The sequence below is a fragment of the Streptomyces sp. NPDC049954 genome (genome assembly GCF_040656295.1).
GTDB lineage: Bacteria > Actinomycetota > Actinomycetes > Streptomycetales > Streptomycetaceae > Streptomyces.
Genome location: NZ_JBFALS010000005.1, coordinates 314,853 through 333,196, shown reverse-complemented (window position 1 = coordinate 333,196; position 18,344 = coordinate 314,853). Strand labels below are relative to the sequence as shown.

The window sequence follows — 18,344 nt, the reverse complement described above, 5'->3', positions numbered from 1 at the left end:
CAAAAGTATGCGCACGGCTGTGCGCTTTTCCCGGCCGCCGGGTCGCCGGAAAGGGGGAAACGTCCAGGTCGGGCCGGATTGTCAGTGGCGTACTTCACGATGGGGGCACCAGGGACAGGAAGGGCACCGGCGGCCCCGTGCCGCCACCGCTCGACGATCAGGAGGTTCGTCATGGCCCGCAGCCCAGCACCGCCGCCCCGTCCGCGCTCCCGGCCGCCCCGGGGCCGGCCGCGACCACGGCCGTCCCGCGCCAGGCGAAGGCCCCCGAAGGGCTCGCCGCGGCCGACCACCGCGCCACCGACGTGCACCCCGTCCTGCGCCGCTCCACCGCCCCGCCCGCCGCGCTCGACCTCCTCGCCCAGTCCCGTGCGGGCCTCGCGGAGGCGGCCGCGGCGCCGGAGCCGAACGAGCGGTACGCCGCCGCCCACCTCGCCGCCCTGCGCGCGGCCTCCGCCGTGCTCGCCGTCCGCGGTCGCCCCGAGGCCACCGTGCGGGCCCGGCAGCGCATCCGCAGCGTGTGGGAGGTCCTGCCGGAGATCGCCCCCGAGCTGGCCGAGTGGGCCGGCCTGTTCGCCTCGGGCGCCGAACGCCGGGCCCGCGCGGAAGCGGGCATCGCCGGGGCCGCCGGTCCCCGGGAGGCCGCCGACCTGCTGCGCGAGGCGGCCGTGTTCCTCCGGCTGGTGCAGCGCCTCGTCGGCCTGCCCGCCGCCCCCGGAGCCCCGGACGCGGGCCCGGGGCGTGCGGGGGCGGCCCCCACGAGGCCATAGGGTGGGCAGCACCCGCACCCGATCACGCCCCGCCCCGACGGCGGGTGCCGCGCCGAGGAGTCGCCTGCCGTGCCGGACCCGATGCGCCCCCGCGCCGCTCTCCGTACCGCCGTGGTCTGGGAGGTCCTCAAGGACGCCCTGGACCGCCGCGCCAAGAACGCCCAGGGAGCGGCCCTGGAGGTCCTGGACTCCGGCGGTGGCACCGGCAACTTCGCCGTCCCCGTCGCCCGGCTCGGCCACCGGGTCACCGTCGTGGACCCGAGCCCCAACGCCCTGTTCGCCCTGGAGCGCCGGGCCGCGGAGGCCGGGGTGGCCGACCGGGTGCGCGGAGTCCAGGGGGACGTCCACGGCCTCTTCGACGTCGTGGAGCGCGAGGGCTACGACGTCGTGCTGTGCCACGGCGTCCTCGAGTACCTGGAGGAACCGGCCGCCGGCCTCGACAACGTCGTCGCCGCCCTGCGCCCCGGCGGCACCCTGAGCCTGCTCGCCGCCGGGCTCGGCGGGGCCGTCCTGGCCCGCGCGCTGGCCGGACACTTCAGCGAGGCCAGGACCGCCCTGACCGACCCCGCCGGGCGCTGGGGCGAGGGCGATCCGGTGCCGCACCGGTTCACCGCCGGGCAGCTCGGCTCCCTCGTGAGCGAGGCCGGCCTGGCGGTCGGCGCGGTGCACGGCGTGCGGGTCTTCGCGGATCTCGTGCCCGGGGTGCTCGTCGACACCGAGCCCGGCGCGCTGGACGCGCTGCTGAAGCTCGAATCGGCCGCGGCCGCCCTCCCGGAGTTCCATTCCGTCGCCACCCAGTTGCACGTACTCGGCGAGAAGACCGGCACGCCCCGGTGAGAAGACGGGACACAAAGGGCCGGAAGGTCCCCCTCCGTTTTCCCTCACGCCGTTGATCAGCGCGGAAGTGGCGCACGAGCTGTTTCCTCGACCCTCCGAACACGGCGCGCGCGCCGTATGATCGAAGGAGACCAATCGGCATGACGCCCCAGATCCCGGGGAACGTTGGGTGCAACTGACTGTTTCGGCGGACCCGGAGCGCGTGGCCGGTTGCGTCTGGCGGATTGGCGTAGAGGGGCGGGTTTCACGGGGGCGATTCCCTGCCTATCCTGAAGGGGACCCCCGGTCGCCCCGGCGACTGCACGATGAGGAGGACTCCGTGCCGCTCTCGGAGCACGAGCAGCGAATGCTCGAGCAAATGGAGCGAGCGCTGTACGCCGAAGATCCTAAATTCGCGACGGCGCTTGAGGGAAGCAGGCTGCGCACGTACACCCGTCGCCGGGTGTATCAGGCGATTGCGGGCTTTCTCGTGGGGATCGCCCTCCTCATGGCCGGAATGGTCGCGCAGCAGATCTGGATCAGTGTGGTGGGATTTCTCGTCATGCTGGGGTGTGCGGTGCTCGCGGTCACCGGATGGCGCAAAGCCCCCAAGCCGGGAGAACAACCCGCGGAGGGGCAGGCGCCCGCCGGACAGCAACCCGCGGGAAGACGTGGCCGCTCCGGCCGCCAGCGCCGCGGCGTGCTGGACCGCATCGAACAGCGGTGGCAGCGCCGCCGCGACGAGCAGGGGCAGTAGCCGCACGAAGCCCCGCACCACCACACGACGACATGTGGCGGGCGCCCTGAGGGCGTCCGCCGATTTCGTGTGTCCGGCGCCGTGGACACCCGGCCGGGCCGTGGACACCCGGCCGGGCCTCGGCGGACCCGGCGGCCGCTGAGCCTCCCGTTTCGCTTCGGGCCGGTTATCCCCGCACCGCCCCACACACCCTCCGTGTCCGCCGCCCTGGGCATCGCGGCCTTCGTACGCGGCAGAGCGCGGCCGCCGGGCGCGCGCCGGGGCTGGGCGGGGCCCGGCCGCCGGGCGCCCGCCGGGACCGGGGCCCCACGGGCTCGGCAGCCGGGCCCTCCCGGTGTCGGCCTCAGTTCGTGCGCGGCCGGCGCCACCGCGGGCGCAGGCGCTCCGCCAGCGCGGACCGGCGGTCGGAGACGGCCCACAGCACCCGGACGGCCGATCGTGGCGCCAGCTCCGCCCGCCAGCGTGTCCGGCGCCCGCACCCGGCCCGCAGGCCCGCGCGCACCCGGCGCACCTCGTCCGGCAGTCCCGGCACCGGTTCGGCCCGGGGCGCGTACAGGACCTGTTCGACCGCGACGGCCAGTCGCTTCGCGGCAGCGGCCGCGGAATCGTCCAGTTCACCCAGACGTACGATCCGAGCCGCCGCGGCCCGCGGGGTCAGCGCCTCGTCCGGCACGACCCCGTGGTCCCAGGCCGTGTCCACGACCTCCTGCCAGGCGCCCAGCGTCCGGGCGGCGAGCGCCTCGGGGGAGCGGCCCACCGCCGAGGACAGCCGCCGCGCCCGTACCCTGCGGCGCCACAGCATCGGCGACAAGGGCAGCAGGAGGACCAGCAGGGCCGCGAGCACGATCAGGGCCACCACACCCGCCGAGGTGCCGCCGCCCGAGGAGCCGACGGCGACCGTGGTCGCCGAGGAGGAGCAGTCCGCCTGGTGGCGCAGGGCGGGCGGGCAGCCCGGCTCCGAGGCGGAGGGCGCCTCGGAGGGCTCGGTGGAGGCGGAGGGGCGCGGCAGCGCGGGATCGCTGGCCGCGCTGGACGGCGCCTCGGGCTGCGTGTACTCCGGGGTCGAACCCCGGCTCGGCGTCGGCTCGAAACGCGTCCAGCCCACGCCCTGGAAGTACAGCTCGGGCCAGGCGTGCGCGTCGCGCAGCCCCACCGACATCCGTCCCTCGCCCACGCTCGTGCCCGGAGTGAAGCCGACCGCCACCCGCGCCGGGATGCCCAGCGTCCGGGCCATGGCCGCCATCGAGAAGGCGAAGTGGACGCAGAAGCCCTCCTTGTCCTTCAGGAAACGCGCGATCGCCTCCGGGCCGCTGCCCGCCCTGACCTGCGTGTTGTACGTGAAGCCGCCGTCGTAGGCGAACCAGTCCTGGAGCTTGACGGCCCGCTCGTAGTCGTTGTCCGCGCCCCGCGTCACCTGCCGCGCCGTACGCGCCACGACCGCGGGGAGATTGCCCGGGGTGCGGGTGTAGACCCGGGCCAGGTCCGGCGGCGGGGGCGGGGCCTCGGACAGCTCCCGCGCGGTGGGCCGCACCTCCAGGCTCGTCACCGTGTAGTCCGCGCCGCGGGTGGTCTGCCCGCGTTCGCCGACCAGGGTGCGGCCCTCCGGCTCGAACCGCCAGCGGCCGTCGACCTGGACCCCGGTCGCGGGATACGGCATCGGCAGCCAGTCCTGCGCGTACCAGTCGGCCGCCCTGATCTGCGTGCGCACCTCGGTGGTGTCCACCCCCGGCGCCAGCCCGGTCGGGGAGGGCAGCGTGTCGGGCACGTCGACGATGCGGCGCTCGGACGGTGACCAGGACGTGCCGTCGAACTCGTCCAGGGAGACGATCCGCAGGTACATGTCCTGTGTGTTCTCGCTGTTGGTGCGGTACGTCATCACCTCCCGGTCCTCGGGCTGGTTCAGGCTGTTCTGGAGGGACAGCAGCGGGTTGACCGCCGAGATCGTGCCCGCCCCGCCGCCCCGGCCGCTCCCGCCCCGCCCGTCCAGCAGCCCGCCGTCCAGCGCGGGCAGCGCCAGCGGCACCACCAGCGCGACGCCGAGCGCGAGCACCCCGATACGGCGGCCGGTGCGCAGCGGCGCGGTGGCCGCCCGCCCGCCACCGGGCCCGGGCCCCGGGCGCCCCGCCCCGCGCGGAGCGGCGCCGAAGACCCGCCCCCACTGCGCGACGCGGTCCCTGCCCTCGGCGAGAAGCAGCACCAGATAGCCGCCCGCGGCGAGCAGGAACCACAGCCAGCCCGAGCCGTCCTGCGCGAGCCCCGCCGCGACCGAGTACAGCGCGAGCAGCGGCAGACCGGCGGGCCCGGCCGCCCGCAGGGTCACCGCGAGGAAGTCCACCAGCAGACCGATCAGCAGGACCCCGCCCACGAGCATCAGCTCGATGCCGTCGGTCAGCGGGGCCGGCGTCGTATAGCTCTGCACGTCGTGCCGCCCCGCCTGGAGCAGGAGGCCGAAACGTTCCACCGCCGCCGGTCCCGGCACGAAACCGACGAGCGCCTGATCCCGTACGAAGGCGAACGTCAGCAGGAACACGGTGACGAGCGACTGGATCAGCACCGTCAGCGGGCGCGCCAGCGAGGCCCGCCTGGCCAGCGCCCCCGCCCCGACCACCAGGGCCAGCAGGACCGCCGCCTCGAACAGCCATTCGTACGTCTGTACCAGAGGCAGCAGTGCCCCCGCCGACAGCACAGTCGCCACCGCCGCGCACACCGCGAGCCGCCCGCGACCGCTCATCTTCCGCTCCCCGCCTCGATCCGCCTCACCGGAGGGCCACCCCGGCCCCCGCCCCCTCCCGGTCCGCCCGCGCCTGCCGCGGTACGCCCCGGGCCTCGTCAGCCGCCCGGCACCGTGACCCGGTCCGGGCCGTACGACTGGCCGGCCGCCTGCCGCCACAGCTCGGGCAGCGCCGCGCCCCGGTCCACGCCCAGCACCGTCCAGCCCGCCTCGCGCAGCGCGCGCGCCCGCTGTTCCCTGGTGTCCGGGCCCTCCATGAGCGCCCGCGTGAGATCCCAGCCGGGGCCGTCCAGCAGGAAGGCGACCGCCACCGCGCTGCGCCGGCGCATCCGGGCCACCATCGCCGTCTGCTGTTCGTCGAGTTCGCCGAGGAAGGCGACGAGCAGCCCCTCCGCGCCCCCGCTCAACGCGTCGTAGGCACGGGACAGACCCGCCCCGTCCGAGTGGTCGAGCACCGCGAGCGTGTCGAGCAGCAGACCCGCCGACTCCGCCGCGTCCTGGCCGGTGCCCGCGAAACCGTCCGTCCCCTCACCGGCGAGGGCCCCGCCCTCGTCGGTCAGCAGGCGCACGCCGAGACCGCGCTCCAGCACGTGGGTCAGCGTCGAAGCGGCGGCCGAGACGGCCCACTCGAAGGCCGAGTCCGGTCCGGAGCCCTCGTACGCGAGACGCCGCGTGTCGAGCAGCACCGTGCAACGGGCCCGCTGCGGCTGCTCCTCGCGGCGCACCATCAGCTCCCCGTACCGCGCCGTCGAACGCCAGTGGACCCGGCGCAGGTCGTCGCCGTGCCGGTAGCCGCGCGGGATCACGTCGTCCTCGCCGCCGAGCGACTGGGAGCGGGTGCGCCCGTCGCCGTACCCGGCGGACTCGCCGGAGAGCCGCACCGGCGGCAGCGGCTCGACCGCGGGAATGACCGTGAGCGTGTCGTACGCCGAGAAGGACCTGGTCAGCTCGCACATCCCGAAGGGATCGGTGAGCCGCAGTTGCAGCGGACCCAGCGGGTAGCGCCCGCGCAGGTCCGAGCGCACCCGGTAGGAGACCTCGCGCCGGCCGCCCGCCTCCACCCGGTCCAGCACGAAACGCGGCCGGGGGCCCAGCTGGTAGGGCACCCGGTCCTGGAGCATGAGCAGTCCGGTGGGCAGCCGCGACACGTTGTCCACCCGCAGATGCACCCGGGCCTCCGCGCCGGCCGGCACCCGGGAGGGCGTCAGGCGCCTGCTGCCCGTCACCCGGTACTTCGTGCGGTACAGGACGAGGGCCGCGACCAGGGGCAGTACCGCGAGCAGCAGCCCCACCCGCAGCAGATCCTCCTGCCCGAGCACGTACGCGCAGACCGCGGCGGCCACCCCGGCGGCGAGGAAGGACCGGCCGCGCGTGGTGAGCCCGGACAGCGCGGTGCGCACCGGCCCCCGGCCGTCCTCCAGCTCGGGCCGCGCGCCCTGCGCCTCGGCGCCCGTCACAGCGCCCGGTCCCCCGGCGGGCGGCGCCGGAACAGCGAGCCGGCCGAGGCCGGGGCCGGCACCGCCCCGGCGGGGTGCGGCACACCCGCGCGCGGCCCCGAGTCCGGGATCGGTGTCTGCTGCACGAGGTCGCGCACGATCTGCTCCGAGGTCCGCCGGCCCAGCTGCGCCTGCGCCGTCGGCAGCAGACGGTGGGCCAGCACCGGCACCGCCAGGGCCTGCACGTCGTCGGGCAGCACGTACTCCCGGCCGGCCAGCGCCGCCGAGGCGCGGGCCGCCCGCACGAGGTGCAGCGTCGCGCGCGGGGAGGCGCCGAGCCGCAGCTCGGGGTGGTTGCGCGTCGCGTTGACCAACTGGACCGCGTACCGCTGGATGTCCTGCGCGAGGTACACCGAACGCACCGCCTCGATGAGCTTGGCGATCTCGTGCACGTGCGCCACCGGCTGGAGGTCCTCCAGCGGGGAGAGCGCGCCGTGCGACTCCAGCATCTTCAGCTCCGCCTCGGGAGCCGGGTACCCCATCGACACGCGCGCCATGAAACGGTCCCGCTGCGCCTCCGGCAGCGGGTACGTCCCCTCCATCTCCACCGGGTTCTGGGTGGCGACGACCATGAAGGGGCTCGGCAGCTCGTAGGTCTGCCCGTCGATCGTGACCTGGCGCTCCTCCATCGACTCCAGCAGCGCCGACTGGGTCTTGGGGGAGGCGCGGTTGATCTCGTCCCCGATCACGATCTGCGCGAAGATCGCCCCGGGCTTGAACTCGAAGTCCTTGCGCTGCTGGTCGTAGACCGAGACCCCGGTGATGTCCGAGGGCAGCAGGTCGGGCGTGAACTGGATGCGCCGCACCGAGGCGTCCACCGACCGCGCCAGCGCCTTGGCCAGCATCGTCTTGCCGACGCCCGGCACGTCCTCGATGAGCAGGTGGCCCTCGGCCAGCAGGACGGTCAGCGACAGCCGTACGACCTCCGGCTTGCCCTCGATCACGCTCTCGACCGCGGTACGCACCCGCTCGGCGGTGCTGGTCAGATCCGTGAGGCTCGCTCGATCGTCATACGTCGTCACCCGGCCCTCCTCGGCCTTTGCCCCCCGCTCCACGGGAGCGGGGGTTCACCCCAAATACCGGGCCGCGGTCCTTCCGTGCGGACCGGCCCACCCCGACATACGGACGCCGCGCGGAAATGGTTCCGCGCGGGCCCCACCGCATTCTTGTTGCCGTTATCGGCTCGTGTCACTCGCCTGCGGACAACTCGCGGAGAAATGTCAGGTCTTAGTGGCTTTTCGCGAGGTGGGTGTGGCGTACATGAAGGACGTGCGCGAGGCCGGCCCGGCCCTCCGGGAACCGGGCCGGCCGACGCGTCAGGCCGCCGGGTCGATCTCGCGCAGCAGACCCGTCGTGACGTCGAAGACGAAGCCCCGGACGTCGTCGGTGTGCAGCAGGAACGGGGAGGTGCGCACCCGCTGCATCGACTGACGCACGTCCTGCTCGGCGTCCGCGAAGGCCTCGACCGCCCACGAGGGACGCTGTCCGACCTCCAGCTCCAGCTCGTGCCGGAAGTCCTCGGTGAGGGACTCCAGACCGCAGCCGGTGTGGTGGATCAGGGCCACGCTGCGGGTGCCCAGGGCGCGCTGGCTGATGGTCAGCGAACGGATCACGTCGTCGGTGACCACGCCGCCCGCGTTGCGGATGGTGTGGCAGTCACCCAGCTCCAGCCCGAGCGCCGCGTGCAGGTCGAGCCGGGCGTCCATGCACGCGACGACGGCCACCTTGAGGACCGGACGGGCGTCCATCCCCGGGTCGGTGAAGGCGTCGGCGTACCGGCGGTTGGCGTTCACGAGGCGGTCGGTGACCGTGCCGTCCGTGCGTATCGGCTGCTCAGCGGCGGAGGAGGGTGCGGAAGACGTCATGCCTAAGACGGTAATCGGTGCGGATGGGCCAGTCATGCGGTGGGAACGCACAAAGAAGATCGCCGGGGGTTGTCGGGGCCCCGTCCCCGGCCCGCCCGCCCGGCGCGCGCGGGCCGGGGACGAGCGCGGCACTCGCGCCGGTGCGCGGACCGGCGCCCGCCCGGCCCCGCCCCTCGGCCGCGCCCCGTCGGCGGGCCGCCGACCGGGTGAGGGGAAGGGGCCCGCGACCTGCGCCGGGGGCCCCGCGACGCGCAGGCCGGTTGATTGACCGCGCGACACCGTGGACTAAAGTGACGCGAAGCGGGACCCCGGACACCCGCTGGACTGCCGCAGTCCCGTGCTTCCCGGAGAATCCCGGCCGTGCCGGACCTGTCCGGGAACAACCTCCACGAGGCGCACAGCGCGGCGCGTACGTACGGCCCGGCCCCCTCCCGTTCCGGCCGGCGCTCGCCCCAGCGGCGCGCGCGGGCCACATCCCCTTCTGAGCGGGAGGGGACCAGCCCGTACGTCCCGCCGCGCACACCGCCCAGGGAGGGCCGCGATGCCAGGGCGCGAAGCGCCTTCCGACGAGGGTGACGGGCGACATATGCACGAGGACCAGACGCCGGAAGGCGTCACGCAGCGGACCGCCCCCGGTCCGCGGGCGCCGCAGCAGGACGACCCGGTGGACGCGCCGGACACCCCGGCCGCCGGGGCGAACGGCCCGCGGCACGTCCCCGTCATGCTCCGCCGCTGCCTCGACCTGCTCGGCCCCGCCCTCGCCGAACCCGGGGCCGTCGTCGTCGACTGCACCCTCGGCCTCGGCGGTCACAGCGAGGCGCTGCTGAACACCTTCCCCGCCGCCCGCCTCGTCGCCCTCGACCGGGACAAGGAGGCGCTGCGGCTCGCCGGGGAACGCCTCGCTCCCTTCGGCGAGCGGGCCACCCTCGTGCACGCCGTCTACGACGAACTGCCCGAGGTCCTCGACCGGCTCGGACTGCCCCGCGCCCAAGGCGTGCTGTTCGACCTGGGCGTCTCCTCGATGCAGCTCGACGAGGCCGACCGGGGCTTCGCCTACGCCCAGGACGCGCCGCTGGACATGCGGATGGACCAGTCGACGGGGATCAGCGCCGCCGAGGTCCTCAACACCTACCCGCCCGGGGAACTCGTCCGCATCCTGCGCGCCTACGGCGAGGAGAAGCAGGCCAAGCGGATCGTCTCGGCCGTCGTGCGGGAGCGCGAGAAGGAGCCCTTCACGGGCAGCGCCCGGCTCGTCGAGCTGATCAGGGACGCCCTGCCGCAGGCCGCCAAACGCACCGGCGGCAACCCCGCCAAGCGCACCTTCCAGGCCCTGCGCATCGAGGTCAACGGGGAACTCACGGTGCTGGAGCGGGCCGTCCCCGCGGCCGTCTCGGCGCTCGCGGTCGGCGGCCGGATCGCGGTGCTGTCCTACCACTCGCTGGAGGACCGGCTCGTCAAGCAGGTGTTCGCCGCCGGAGCCGCCAACACCGCGCCCCCCGGACTGCCCGTCGTCCCCGAGCGCTACCAGCCCCGCCTGAAACTGCTGACCCGGGGAGCCGAGCTGCCCACCGAGGAAGAGGTCGCCGAGAACCGCCGGGCCGCTCCGGCACGGCTGCGGGGTGCGCAGCGCATCCGCGAGGAGGCGCTGTGACCGGGAGGAAAGCCCTGCGCGGCCGGGCCGCGGCCCTCGCCCGGCTGCTGCCCACGGGCTCCTCGGGCGCCGCCAAGGCCCCCTTCGTCCTGCTCGTCGTCCTCCTGCTCGGCGGCGGGCTGATCACCCTGCTCGTGCTCAACTCCTCGCTCAACGAGGGCTCCTTCCAGCTGAGCCGGCTCAAGAAGCAGACCACCGACCTCACCGACGAGCAGCAGGAACTCCAGCGGGACGTGGACGGCTACGCGGCCCCCGACGCCCTCGCCCGCCGCGCCGCCGAACTCGGCATGGTGCCCGGCGGCACGCCCGCCTTCCTCGGCCCCGACGGCACCGTGCGCGGAGTGCCCTCCGCCGCGCCCGAGGACTCCGCGCTGCGGCGGCTCGCCGAACGGCCGCAGGACAGCCCGCCGCCCGCCGAGGAGCCCTCCGCCGACCCGGGCTCCCCGACGCCCCAGCCCTCCCCGGCCGAGTCCCTCGCGGGCGGCGCGCCCCTCGCCCCGGCCCCGCTCGTCCCCTCCCCCTCCGTCGTGTCCACCCCGGACGGGTGGCCCTCGCCCTCGACCTCCAGCAGGTGACGCCGTGACCGACAGGGAACCGCCCCGGCGCAGGGTGCCCGGCCCGGCGAGGCCCAGGGAACGGGGCGGCCCCGGCCGCCCCGGCCCCCGGCCGCCCCGCCGCCCCGACCCGGGTGCCGCCCCGCGCGGCGGCCGGCCCCGCGGCGGGCGGAGCGGACCGCGCACCATCCGGCTGGGCAGTCCGCGCCCCCGGCTGCGCATGGTCGGCCTCGGCCTCACCCTCGTCATGGCCGTGTTCGTGGGGCGGCTGCTCCAGGTGCAGGTCGTGGACGCCGGCTCGTTCACCACCGCCGCCCAGAAGAACCGCGTGGTCAGCCGCGAGATCGCCCCGGAACGCGGGGCCATCACCGACCGCGACGGGGTCGAGCTCGCGACCACCGTCGACGCGTACGACATCACCGCCGACCCCACGATGTTCAGCCCCGAGCAGACCAAGGTGAAGGACGCCCCCGAGCAGGCCGCCGCCCTGATCGCCCCGATCCTGGGGGCCGACGAGAAGACCGTCGCCGAGAAGCTGCGCACCGGGGGAGGGGTCCGCTACGTCATGCTGGCGCGGCGCCGCACGCCCCAGGTGTGGACCCAGATCAAGGACCTCAAGACCGCCTTCGCCGAGCGCGCCACCAAGGCCGCGCCCAGTGTGCTCGCCGGGATCTTCCAGGAGTCCAGCAGCAAGCGGGTGTACCCGAACGGGCAGCTCGCGGCCGGGACACTGGGCTGGGTCAACTCCGAGGGCAGGGGCGCGGGCGGACTGGAGGCCCAGCTCGACAAGGAACTCGCGGGCACCCCGGGACAGATCCGCTTCGCCCAGGCGGGCGGGCGGCAGGTGCCCACCGCGGGCGGCAGCGAGAAACCCGCCGTCCCCGGCGACGACATCGAACTCACCCTCAATCGCGACATCCAGTGGGCCGCCCAGCAGGCGATCAGCGAACAGGTCGAGAAGTCCAAGGCGGACCGCGGGTACGTGATAGTGCAGGACACCAGGACCGGTGAGGTGCTCGCGATGGCGAACGCGCCCGGCTTCGACCCCAACGACCTCTCCAAGGCCGATGTGAACGCCCTGGGCAACCCCGCGCTACAGGACGTCTACGAACCCGGCTCCACCAGCAAGATCATGTCCATGGCCGCCGTGCTGGAGGAGAACGCCGCGACCCCCGGCACCCACGTCACCGTGCCCAACCGGCTGCACCGCGGCGACCGGCTCTTCCAGGACGACATCGACCACCCCACCTGGCAGCTCACCCTCAACGGGGTGCTCGCCAAGTCCTCCAACATCGGCACCATCCTCGCCACCGGGCAGCTCGGCAGGACGCAGCCCGAGGCCAACCGGGTCCTCTACTCCTACCTGCACAAGTTCGGCATCGGGCAGGCCAGCGGTCTCGGCTTCCCCGGCGAGACCCCGGGCATCCTCGCGCCGCCCGACAAGTGGTCCACCTCGCAGCAGTACACGATCCCCTTCGGACAGGGGCTGTCCATCAACGCGATGCAGGCCGCCTCCGTCTACTCGACCATCGCCAACGGCGGGGTGCGGATCGCCCCGACCCTGGTGCGCGGCACCAAGGGCGAGGACGGACGCCTCACCCCCGCGAAGAAGCCGGAGAAGACCCGGGTGGTCAGTGAGAAGACCGCCCGGACCCTGTCCACGATGCTCGAATCGGTCGTCGACGACGAGGAGGGCACCGGCGCCCTCGCCCGCATCCCCGGCTACCGGGTCGCGGGCAAGACCGGTACCGCCAACCGGGTCGACCCCAAGACCGGCCGCTACCGCGGCTACACGTCCTCCTTCGCCGGGTTCGCCCCCGCCGACAAACCCCGCGTCACCGTCTACTGCGCGATCCAGAACCCGACCAAGGGCAGCTACTTCGGCGGGCAGATCTGCGGGCCCATCTACAAGAAGGTCATGGAGTTCGCCCTCAAGACCCTCCAGGTCCCGCCCACGGGCGCCCCCGCCGCCCGACTGCCCGTCACCTTCACTGCCGGAGACTGATCAGGAACCGCCCGTGACAACGATCACTCCCGAACCAGGGAACCACCCGGAGGACTTGCCCACCCGGCAGGAACCGCCGCACAGCCCAGGCCCCTCATTTCGCGACGACCCCGGTGCGCCCGGTACGCTCACCGCCGTGCCACGCTCCGATGAGTCCCAAACCCTCCGGGAGAGCGGTCCCGTGACGTATCCCGGTCCCCCCCGCCCCGCCAAGACCGCGGCGATCCCCCTCGACCGCCTCGCCGAAGAGCTGGGCGTCAGGACCCGCGGCGGTACGGCGGACCCCGCCTCCACCGATGTCACCGGCATCACCCACGACTCCCGTGCGGTGCGCCCCGGCGACGTCTACGCCGCGCTGCCCGGCGCCCGCTTCCACGGCGCGGACTTCTCCGCGCAGGCGGCGAGCCTCGGCGCGGCGGCCGTGCTGACCGATCCGGCCGGCGCCGAACGCGCCCTCGCCAGCGGCCTCCCGGTCCTGGTGGTCGGCGACCCGCGCGGCCGGATGGGCGCGCTCGCCGCCGAGATCTACGGCAGGCCCGGCGAGGCCCTGCTCCAGCTCGGCATCACCGGCACCTCCGGCAAGACCACCACCGCCTACCTCGTGGAGGGCGGCCTGCGTGAGGCCGGACGGCGCACCGGACTCGTCGGCACCGTGGAGACCCGCATCGGGGACGAGCGCCTGAAGTCGGAGCGCACCACGCCCGAGGCCACCGACCTGCAGGCGCTGTTCGGCGTCATGCGGGAGCGCGGCGTCGACGCGGTCGCCATGGAGGTCTCCAGCCACGCCCTCGTGCTCGGCCGGGTCGACGGCTGCGTCTTCGACGTGGCCGTCTTCACCAACCTCAGCCCGGAACACATGGAGTTCCACTCCGACATGGAGGACTACTTCCGGGCCAAGGCGCAACTGTTCAGCCGCAAACGCAGCAAACGCGGGGTCGTCAACCACGACGACGAGTACGGGCGCAGGCTCGCGGTCGAGGCCGAGGTGCCCGTCACCACCTTCTCGGCCGAGGGCCACCCCGACGCCGACTGGCGGGCCGAGGACGTCGAGATCGGGCCGCGCACCTCGGCCTTCACGATCGTCGGCCCCGACGGCGCTCGCTACGCGGCCGTGGCGCCGCTGCCCGGTCCCTTCAACGTCGCCAACACCCTGGCCGCCGTCGTCGCCCTCGCCGAGGCCGGGATCGCCCCGCAGACCGCCGCCGACGGCGTCGCCGCCGTCCCCGGCGTCCCCGGCCGGCTGGAGCGGGTCGAGGCCGGGCAGCCCTACCTCGCGGTCGTGGACTACGCCCACAAGACGGACGCCGTGGAATCGGTGCTGCGCTCGCTGCGCAAGGTCACCGAGGGCAAGGTGCACATCGTCCTCGGCTGCGGCGGGGACCGGGACGTCACCAAGCGCGGCCCGATGGGCGCCGCCGCGGCCCGGCTCGCCGACACCGCCGTACTCACCTCGGACAACCCCCGCTCCGAGGACCCCCTCGCCATCCTCGCCGCCATGCTCGCGGGCGCCGCCGAAGTGCCCGTGCACGAGCGCGGCGACGTCCTCGTGGACGCCGACCGGGCCGCCGCCATCGCGGCCGCCGTCGCCCGCGCCGAGCCCGGGGACACCGTGCTGGTGGCCGGGAAGGGACATGAGCAGGGCCAGGACATCAACGGCGTCGTCCGTGCCTTCGACGACCGCCAGGTGCTCCAGGAAGCCATCCGGAAAGCCGCGGCCACCCGGGCCGCGCACCAGAAAAGCGTGGGATGAATCTGTGATCGCCCTCTCTCTCGCCGAGATCGCTGACATCGTCGGCGGGCAGACGCACGACATACCGGACCCGGCCGTCACCGTCACCGGTCCCGTCGTCACCGACTCCCGCGAGACCGAACCCGGCGCCCTCTTCGTCGCCTTCGCCGGGGAGCGCGTGGACGGGCACGAGTTCGCCGCCCAGGCCGTGCGCGAGGGTGCGGTGGCCGTGCTCGCCACCCGCCCCGTCGGCGTGCCCGCGATCGTCGTCGAGGACGTCGTCGGCGCCCTGGGCGCCCTCGCCCGGCACGTCGTGGAACGCCTCGGCACGAACGTCGTCGCGCTGACCGGCTCGGCCGGGAAGACCTCCACCAAGGACCTCATCGCCCAACTGCTGTCCCGCAGCGGGCCGACGGTGTGGCCACCGGGCAACCTCAACAACGAGATCGGGCTGCCGCTGACCGCGCTGCGCGTCACCGAGGAGACCCGCAACCTCGTCCTGGAGATGGGCGCCCGCGGCATCGGCCACATCACCTATCTGACCGGGCTCACCCCGCCCAGGATCGGTGTGGTCCTCAACGTCGGCAGCGCCCACATCGGGGAGTTCGGCGGCAAGGAACAGATCGCACAGGCAAAGGGGGAGATGGTCGAGTCCCTGCCGGAGGACGGACTGGCCGTACTCAACGCGGACGATCCGCTCGTACGCGCCATGGCCTCCCGAACCCGGGCACGGGTCCTCCTCTTCGGCGAATCGGAGGATGCGGACGTTCGGGCGGAGAACGTCACGCTCGGGGACACCGGGCGCCCCGGCTTCACCCTTCGCACCCCCACCGGGTGCGGCGAAGTGACCTTGCGCCTGTACGGTGAGCACCACGTGTCGAACGCGCTCGCCGCCGCCGCCGTCGCCCATGAGCTGGGTATGTCCGCCGACGAGATCGCCCTGGCGCTCTCCGAGGCGCGGTCCCTCTCCCGCTGGCGGATGGAGGTCACCGAGCGCCCCGACGGCGTGACGATCGTCAACGACGCCTACAACGCGAGCCCCGATTCCGTGCGAGCCGCCCTGCGCGCGCTCGTCGCGATGGGCTCGGCCTCCCGCGCCAAGGGGGGCCGGACCTGGGCGGTGCTCGGGCTGATGGCGGAACTCGGTGACGAGGCGCTCGCCGCGCACGACGCGGTCGGACGGCTCGCCGTCCGGCTCAACGTGAGCAAGCTCGTGGCGGTCGGCGGCAGGGAAGCGGCCTGGCTGCGAATGGGCGCATACAACGAGGGTTCGTGGGGTGAGGAGTCGGTGCACGTGTCCGACGCACAGGCGGCGATCGACCTGGTTCGCGGTGAACTGCGACCGGGAGACGTCGTGCTCGTGAAGGCGTCCCGGGCCGCCGGCCTGGAGAAGGTGGCCGCAGCTCTGCTGGAGGACGCCACCGAGGGCGAGGCCGCCGGCCGATGAAGCAGATCCTCTTCTCGGGGGCCATCGGGCTCTTCCTGACCCTGATCGGCACCCCCCTGCTCATCAAGCTGCTGGCCCGCAAGGGCTACGGCCAGTTCATCCGGGACGACGGGCCGCGCGAGCACCACAGCAAGCGCGGTACGCCGACGATGGGCGGTATCGCCTTCATCCTGGCCACGATCATCGCGTACGCCCTGACGAAGGTCATCACCGGCGAGGACCCCAGGTTCTCGGGGCTGCTGGTCCTGTTCCTGATGACGGGCATGGGCCTGGTCGGGTTCCTGGACGACTACATCAAGATCGTCAAGCAGCGCTCGCTGGGCCTGCGGGCGAAGGCCAAGATGGCCGGGCAGCTCATCGTCGGCATCGCCTTCGCCGTGCTCGCCCTCCAGTTCGGCGACTCGCGCGGCAACACCCCGGCCTCGACGAAGCTCTCCTTCGTCACGGACTTCGGCTGGACCATCGGCCCCGTCCTGTTCGTGGTCTGGGCGCTCTTCATGATCCTGGCCATGTCCAACGGCGTGAACCTGACGGACGGTCTGGACGGCCTGGCCACCGGCGCCTCGGTCATGGTCTTCGGCGCCTACACCTTCATCGGCATCTGGCAGTTCCAGGAGTCCTGCGCCAACGCGGCGAGCCTGACCAACCCGGCGGCCTGCTTCGAGGTGCGCGACCCGCTCGACCTCGCCGTCGTGGCCTCCGCCCTCATGGGCGCCTGCTTCGGCTTCCTGTGGTGGAACACCTCGCCGGCCAAGATCTTCATGGGCGACACCGGTTCCCTCGCGCTCGGCGGCGCCCTCGCGGGCCTCGCCATCTGCTCCCGCACCGAACTGCTCATCGCGGTGCTCGGCGGACTGTTCGTCCTCATCACGATGTCCGTCGTGATCCAGGTCGGCTCCTTCAAGCTGACCCGCAAGCGCGTCTTCCGGATGGCCCCGCTCCAGCACCACTTCGAACTCAAGGGCTGGTCCGAAGTGCTCGTGGTGGTCCGCTTCTGGATCGTCCAGGGCATGTGCGTGATCGTCGGACTCGGCATCTTCTACGCGGGATGGGCGGCCGACAAGTGACGCGGTGGCAGGACAAGCGGGTCGTCGTCGCCGGTCTCGGGGTCTCCGGGATGCCGGCGGCCCGCGTCCTGCACGCCCGGGGCGCCCGGGTCACCGCCGTCACCGACGCGGACGACACCCGCAGCCGCGAACAGGCCGGGCAGTTGCGGGCCGAGGGCATCACGGTCCGCCTCGGGGACGGCGCGAGCCTGCCCGAGTCCACCGAACTCGTCGTCACCGCCCCCGGCTGGCAGCCCGACAAGCCCCTCTTCCAGGCCGCCGCGGCCGCCGGCGTCCCCGTCTGGGGCGACGTGGAACTCGCGTGGCGGCTGCGCGGTCCCGGCGCCGCGCCCTGGCTCGCCGTCACCGGTACCAACGGCAAGACCACGACCGTACGGATGCTCGCCGCGATCCTGGAGGCGGCCGGACTGCGCACCGCGGCCGTCGGCAACATCGGCGTCTCGCTGCTCGACGCGGTCCTCGCCGAGGAGCCCTACGACGTCCTCGCCGTCGAACTCTCCAGCTACCAGCTGCACTGGGCGCCCTCGGTGCGCCCGCACTCCGCGGTCGTGCTCAACCTCGCGCCCGACCACCTCGACTGGCACGGCTCGATGGCCGCGTACGCCGCGGACAAGGGCCGCGTCTACGAGGGCAACCAGGTCGCCTGCGTCTACAACCTCGCCGACCCGGCCACCGAACAGCTCGTGCGCGAGGCCGACGTCGAGGAGGGCTGCCGCGCCGTCGGCTTCACGCTCGGCGCGCCCCGCCCCTCCGAACTCGGCGTCGTCGACGGCCTTCTCGTCGACCGCGCCTTCGTGCCCGACCGCGCCAAGCAGGCGCAGGAACTCGCCGAGCTGACGGACGTGAACCCGCCGGCCCCGCACAACATCGCCAACGCCCTCGCCGCGGCCGCCCTCGCGCGCGCCTACGGCGTCCCGGCCACCGCCGTACGCGAGGGACTGCGCGCCTTCCGGCCCGACCCGCACCGCATCGAGCGGGTCGCCGAGATCGGCTCGGTCACGTACGTGGACGACTCCAAGGCCACCAACACGCACGCCGCGGAAGCCTCCCTGGCCGCCTTCGAGCCGATCGTCTGGATCGCCGGCGGACTCGCCAAGGGTGCCTCCTTCGACGAACTGGTACAAGGTGCCGCGAAGCGGCTGCGCGCCGTGATCCTGATGGGACGCGACCGCCACCTCATCCGCGAAGCCCTCGCGCGACACGCCCCACAAGTGCCTGTGGTCGACCTCGACCGGACCGACACTGGGGCGATGTCCGAGGCGGTCCGGAAAGCGGCCGGGCTCGCTCTGCCGGGCGACACGGTCCTGCTGGCCCCGGCCTGCGCCTCGATGGACATGTTCACGAACTACCTCGTGCGTGGAGACGTCTTCGCCGACGCGGTCCGCGCACTGGACACCGCTGCCGAAGGCGACTGAACCGGACCGGCCCGCAGCCGGGCCGGTCCGCGCCAGGACGACTG

Annotated in this window: 14 protein-coding genes; 10 read left to right on the top strand and 4 right to left on the bottom strand. The window is 73.8% G+C overall.

Going from position 1 to position 18,344, the window contains the following annotated elements; all coding sequences use genetic code 11:
• The first annotated feature begins 137 nt into the window (after positions 1 to 137).
• From AB0J21_RS13390 to AB0J21_RS13380, 3 genes are all read left to right on the top strand, one after another.
• The gene (locus tag AB0J21_RS13390; protein WP_363146022.1) at positions 138 to 767 is read left to right on the top strand and encodes an SAV_6107 family HEPN domain-containing protein; all 630 of its coding nucleotides are present in this window, start codon (positions 138 to 140) and stop codon (positions 765 to 767) included.
• A gap of 69 nt (positions 768 to 836) precedes the next feature.
• On the top strand, positions 837 to 1,604 hold the full coding sequence (locus tag AB0J21_RS13385) for a methyltransferase (protein WP_363146021.1): 768 nt from the start codon (positions 837 to 839) through the stop codon (positions 1,602 to 1,604).
• A 319-nt stretch (positions 1,605 to 1,923) separates the two neighbouring features.
• Complete coding sequence (locus tag AB0J21_RS13380) at positions 1,924 to 2,340, top strand: DUF3040 domain-containing protein (RefSeq protein WP_363146020.1); 417 nt, start codon at positions 1,924 to 1,926, stop codon at positions 2,338 to 2,340.
• 343 nt (positions 2,341 to 2,683) lie between these two features.
• Here AB0J21_RS13380 and AB0J21_RS13375 read toward each other — a convergent pair whose 3' ends face one another.
• The 4 genes from AB0J21_RS13375 to AB0J21_RS13360 all read right to left on the bottom strand — a co-directional run bounded on the left by AB0J21_RS13375 (position 2,684) and on the right by AB0J21_RS13360 (position 8,432).
• Positions 2,684 to 5,071 carry a DUF3488 and transglutaminase-like domain-containing protein gene (locus AB0J21_RS13375; RefSeq protein ID WP_363146019.1) on the bottom strand — a complete coding sequence of 796 codons (2,388 nt, stop codon included), beginning with the start codon at positions 5,069 to 5,071 and terminating at the stop codon, positions 2,684 to 2,686.
• 98 nt (positions 5,072 to 5,169) lie between these two features.
• Positions 5,170 to 6,528 carry a DUF58 domain-containing protein gene (locus AB0J21_RS13370; protein ID WP_363146018.1) on the bottom strand — a complete coding sequence of 453 codons (1,359 nt, stop codon included), beginning with the start codon at positions 6,526 to 6,528 and terminating at the stop codon, positions 5,170 to 5,172.
• A complete protein-coding gene (locus AB0J21_RS13365) occupies positions 6,525 to 7,589 on the bottom strand; it encodes a MoxR family ATPase (protein WP_363146016.1) in 1,065 nt (354 codons plus the stop codon). Before AB0J21_RS13365 ends, AB0J21_RS13370 begins: the two co-directional genes overlap by 4 nt.
• Before the next feature lie 294 nt (positions 7,590 to 7,883).
• Positions 7,884 to 8,432, bottom strand: a complete 549-nt coding sequence (locus AB0J21_RS13360) for a carbonic anhydrase (RefSeq protein ID WP_363146015.1) — start codon at positions 8,430 to 8,432, stop codon at positions 7,884 to 7,886.
• Between the two features lie 586 nt (positions 8,433 to 9,018).
• Between AB0J21_RS13360 and rsmH the strand changes: the two genes are divergently transcribed.
• From rsmH to murD, 7 genes are read left to right on the top strand one after another with little or no spacing between them, the layout of a single operon-like run.
• Complete coding sequence (gene rsmH, locus AB0J21_RS13355) at positions 9,019 to 10,083, top strand: 16S rRNA (cytosine(1402)-N(4))-methyltransferase RsmH (protein WP_363146014.1); 1,065 nt, start codon at positions 9,019 to 9,021, stop codon at positions 10,081 to 10,083.
• Complete coding sequence (locus AB0J21_RS13350) at positions 10,080 to 10,658, top strand: septum formation initiator family protein (protein ID WP_363146013.1); 579 nt, start codon at positions 10,080 to 10,082, stop codon at positions 10,656 to 10,658. Before rsmH ends, AB0J21_RS13350 begins: the two co-directional genes overlap by 4 nt.
• A gap of 4 nt (positions 10,659 to 10,662) precedes the next feature.
• Positions 10,663 to 12,642: a penicillin-binding protein 2 gene (locus tag AB0J21_RS13345; RefSeq protein ID WP_363146012.1), complete on the top strand. Its 1,980-nt coding sequence runs from the start codon at positions 10,663 to 10,665 to the stop codon at positions 12,640 to 12,642.
• 13 nt (positions 12,643 to 12,655) lie between these two features.
• On the top strand, positions 12,656 to 14,392 hold the full coding sequence (locus AB0J21_RS13340; RefSeq protein WP_363146011.1) for a UDP-N-acetylmuramoyl-L-alanyl-D-glutamate--2,6-diaminopimelate ligase: 1,737 nt from the start codon (positions 12,656 to 12,658) through the stop codon (positions 14,390 to 14,392).
• Between the two features lie 4 nt (positions 14,393 to 14,396).
• Positions 14,397 to 15,818, top strand: coding sequence for a UDP-N-acetylmuramoyl-tripeptide--D-alanyl-D-alanine ligase (gene murF, locus AB0J21_RS13335; RefSeq protein ID WP_363146010.1), 1,422 nt, complete (start codon positions 14,397 to 14,399; stop codon positions 15,816 to 15,818).
• Complete coding sequence (gene mraY / locus AB0J21_RS13330) at positions 15,815 to 16,885, top strand: phospho-N-acetylmuramoyl-pentapeptide-transferase (protein ID WP_363146009.1); 1,071 nt, start codon at positions 15,815 to 15,817, stop codon at positions 16,883 to 16,885. Before murF ends, mraY begins: the two co-directional genes overlap by 4 nt.
• On the top strand, positions 16,867 to 18,300 hold the full coding sequence (gene murD, locus AB0J21_RS13325) for a UDP-N-acetylmuramoyl-L-alanine--D-glutamate ligase (RefSeq protein ID WP_363146008.1): 1,434 nt from the start codon (positions 16,867 to 16,869) through the stop codon (positions 18,298 to 18,300). Before mraY ends, murD begins: the two co-directional genes overlap by 19 nt.
• Positions 18,301 to 18,344 lie beyond the last annotated feature (44 nt).

Bases quoted from the DNA above. Each gene is read 5' to 3' on its own strand.
- murD (WP_363146008.1), top strand. From the start codon at position 16,867: ATGGGCGGCCGACAAGTGACGCGGTGGCAGGACAAGCGGGTCGTCGTC.
- AB0J21_RS13375 (WP_363146019.1), bottom strand. From the start codon at position 5,071: ATGAGCGGTCGCGGGCGGCTCGCGGTGTGCGCGGCGGTGGCGACTGTG.
- AB0J21_RS13360 (WP_363146015.1), bottom strand. From the start codon at position 8,432: ATGACGTCTTCCGCACCCTCCTCCGCCGCTGAGCAGCCGATACGCACG.
- rsmH (WP_363146014.1), top strand. From the start codon at position 9,019: ATGCACGAGGACCAGACGCCGGAAGGCGTCACGCAGCGGACCGCCCCC.
- mraY (WP_363146009.1), top strand. From the start codon at position 15,815: ATGAAGCAGATCCTCTTCTCGGGGGCCATCGGGCTCTTCCTGACCCTG.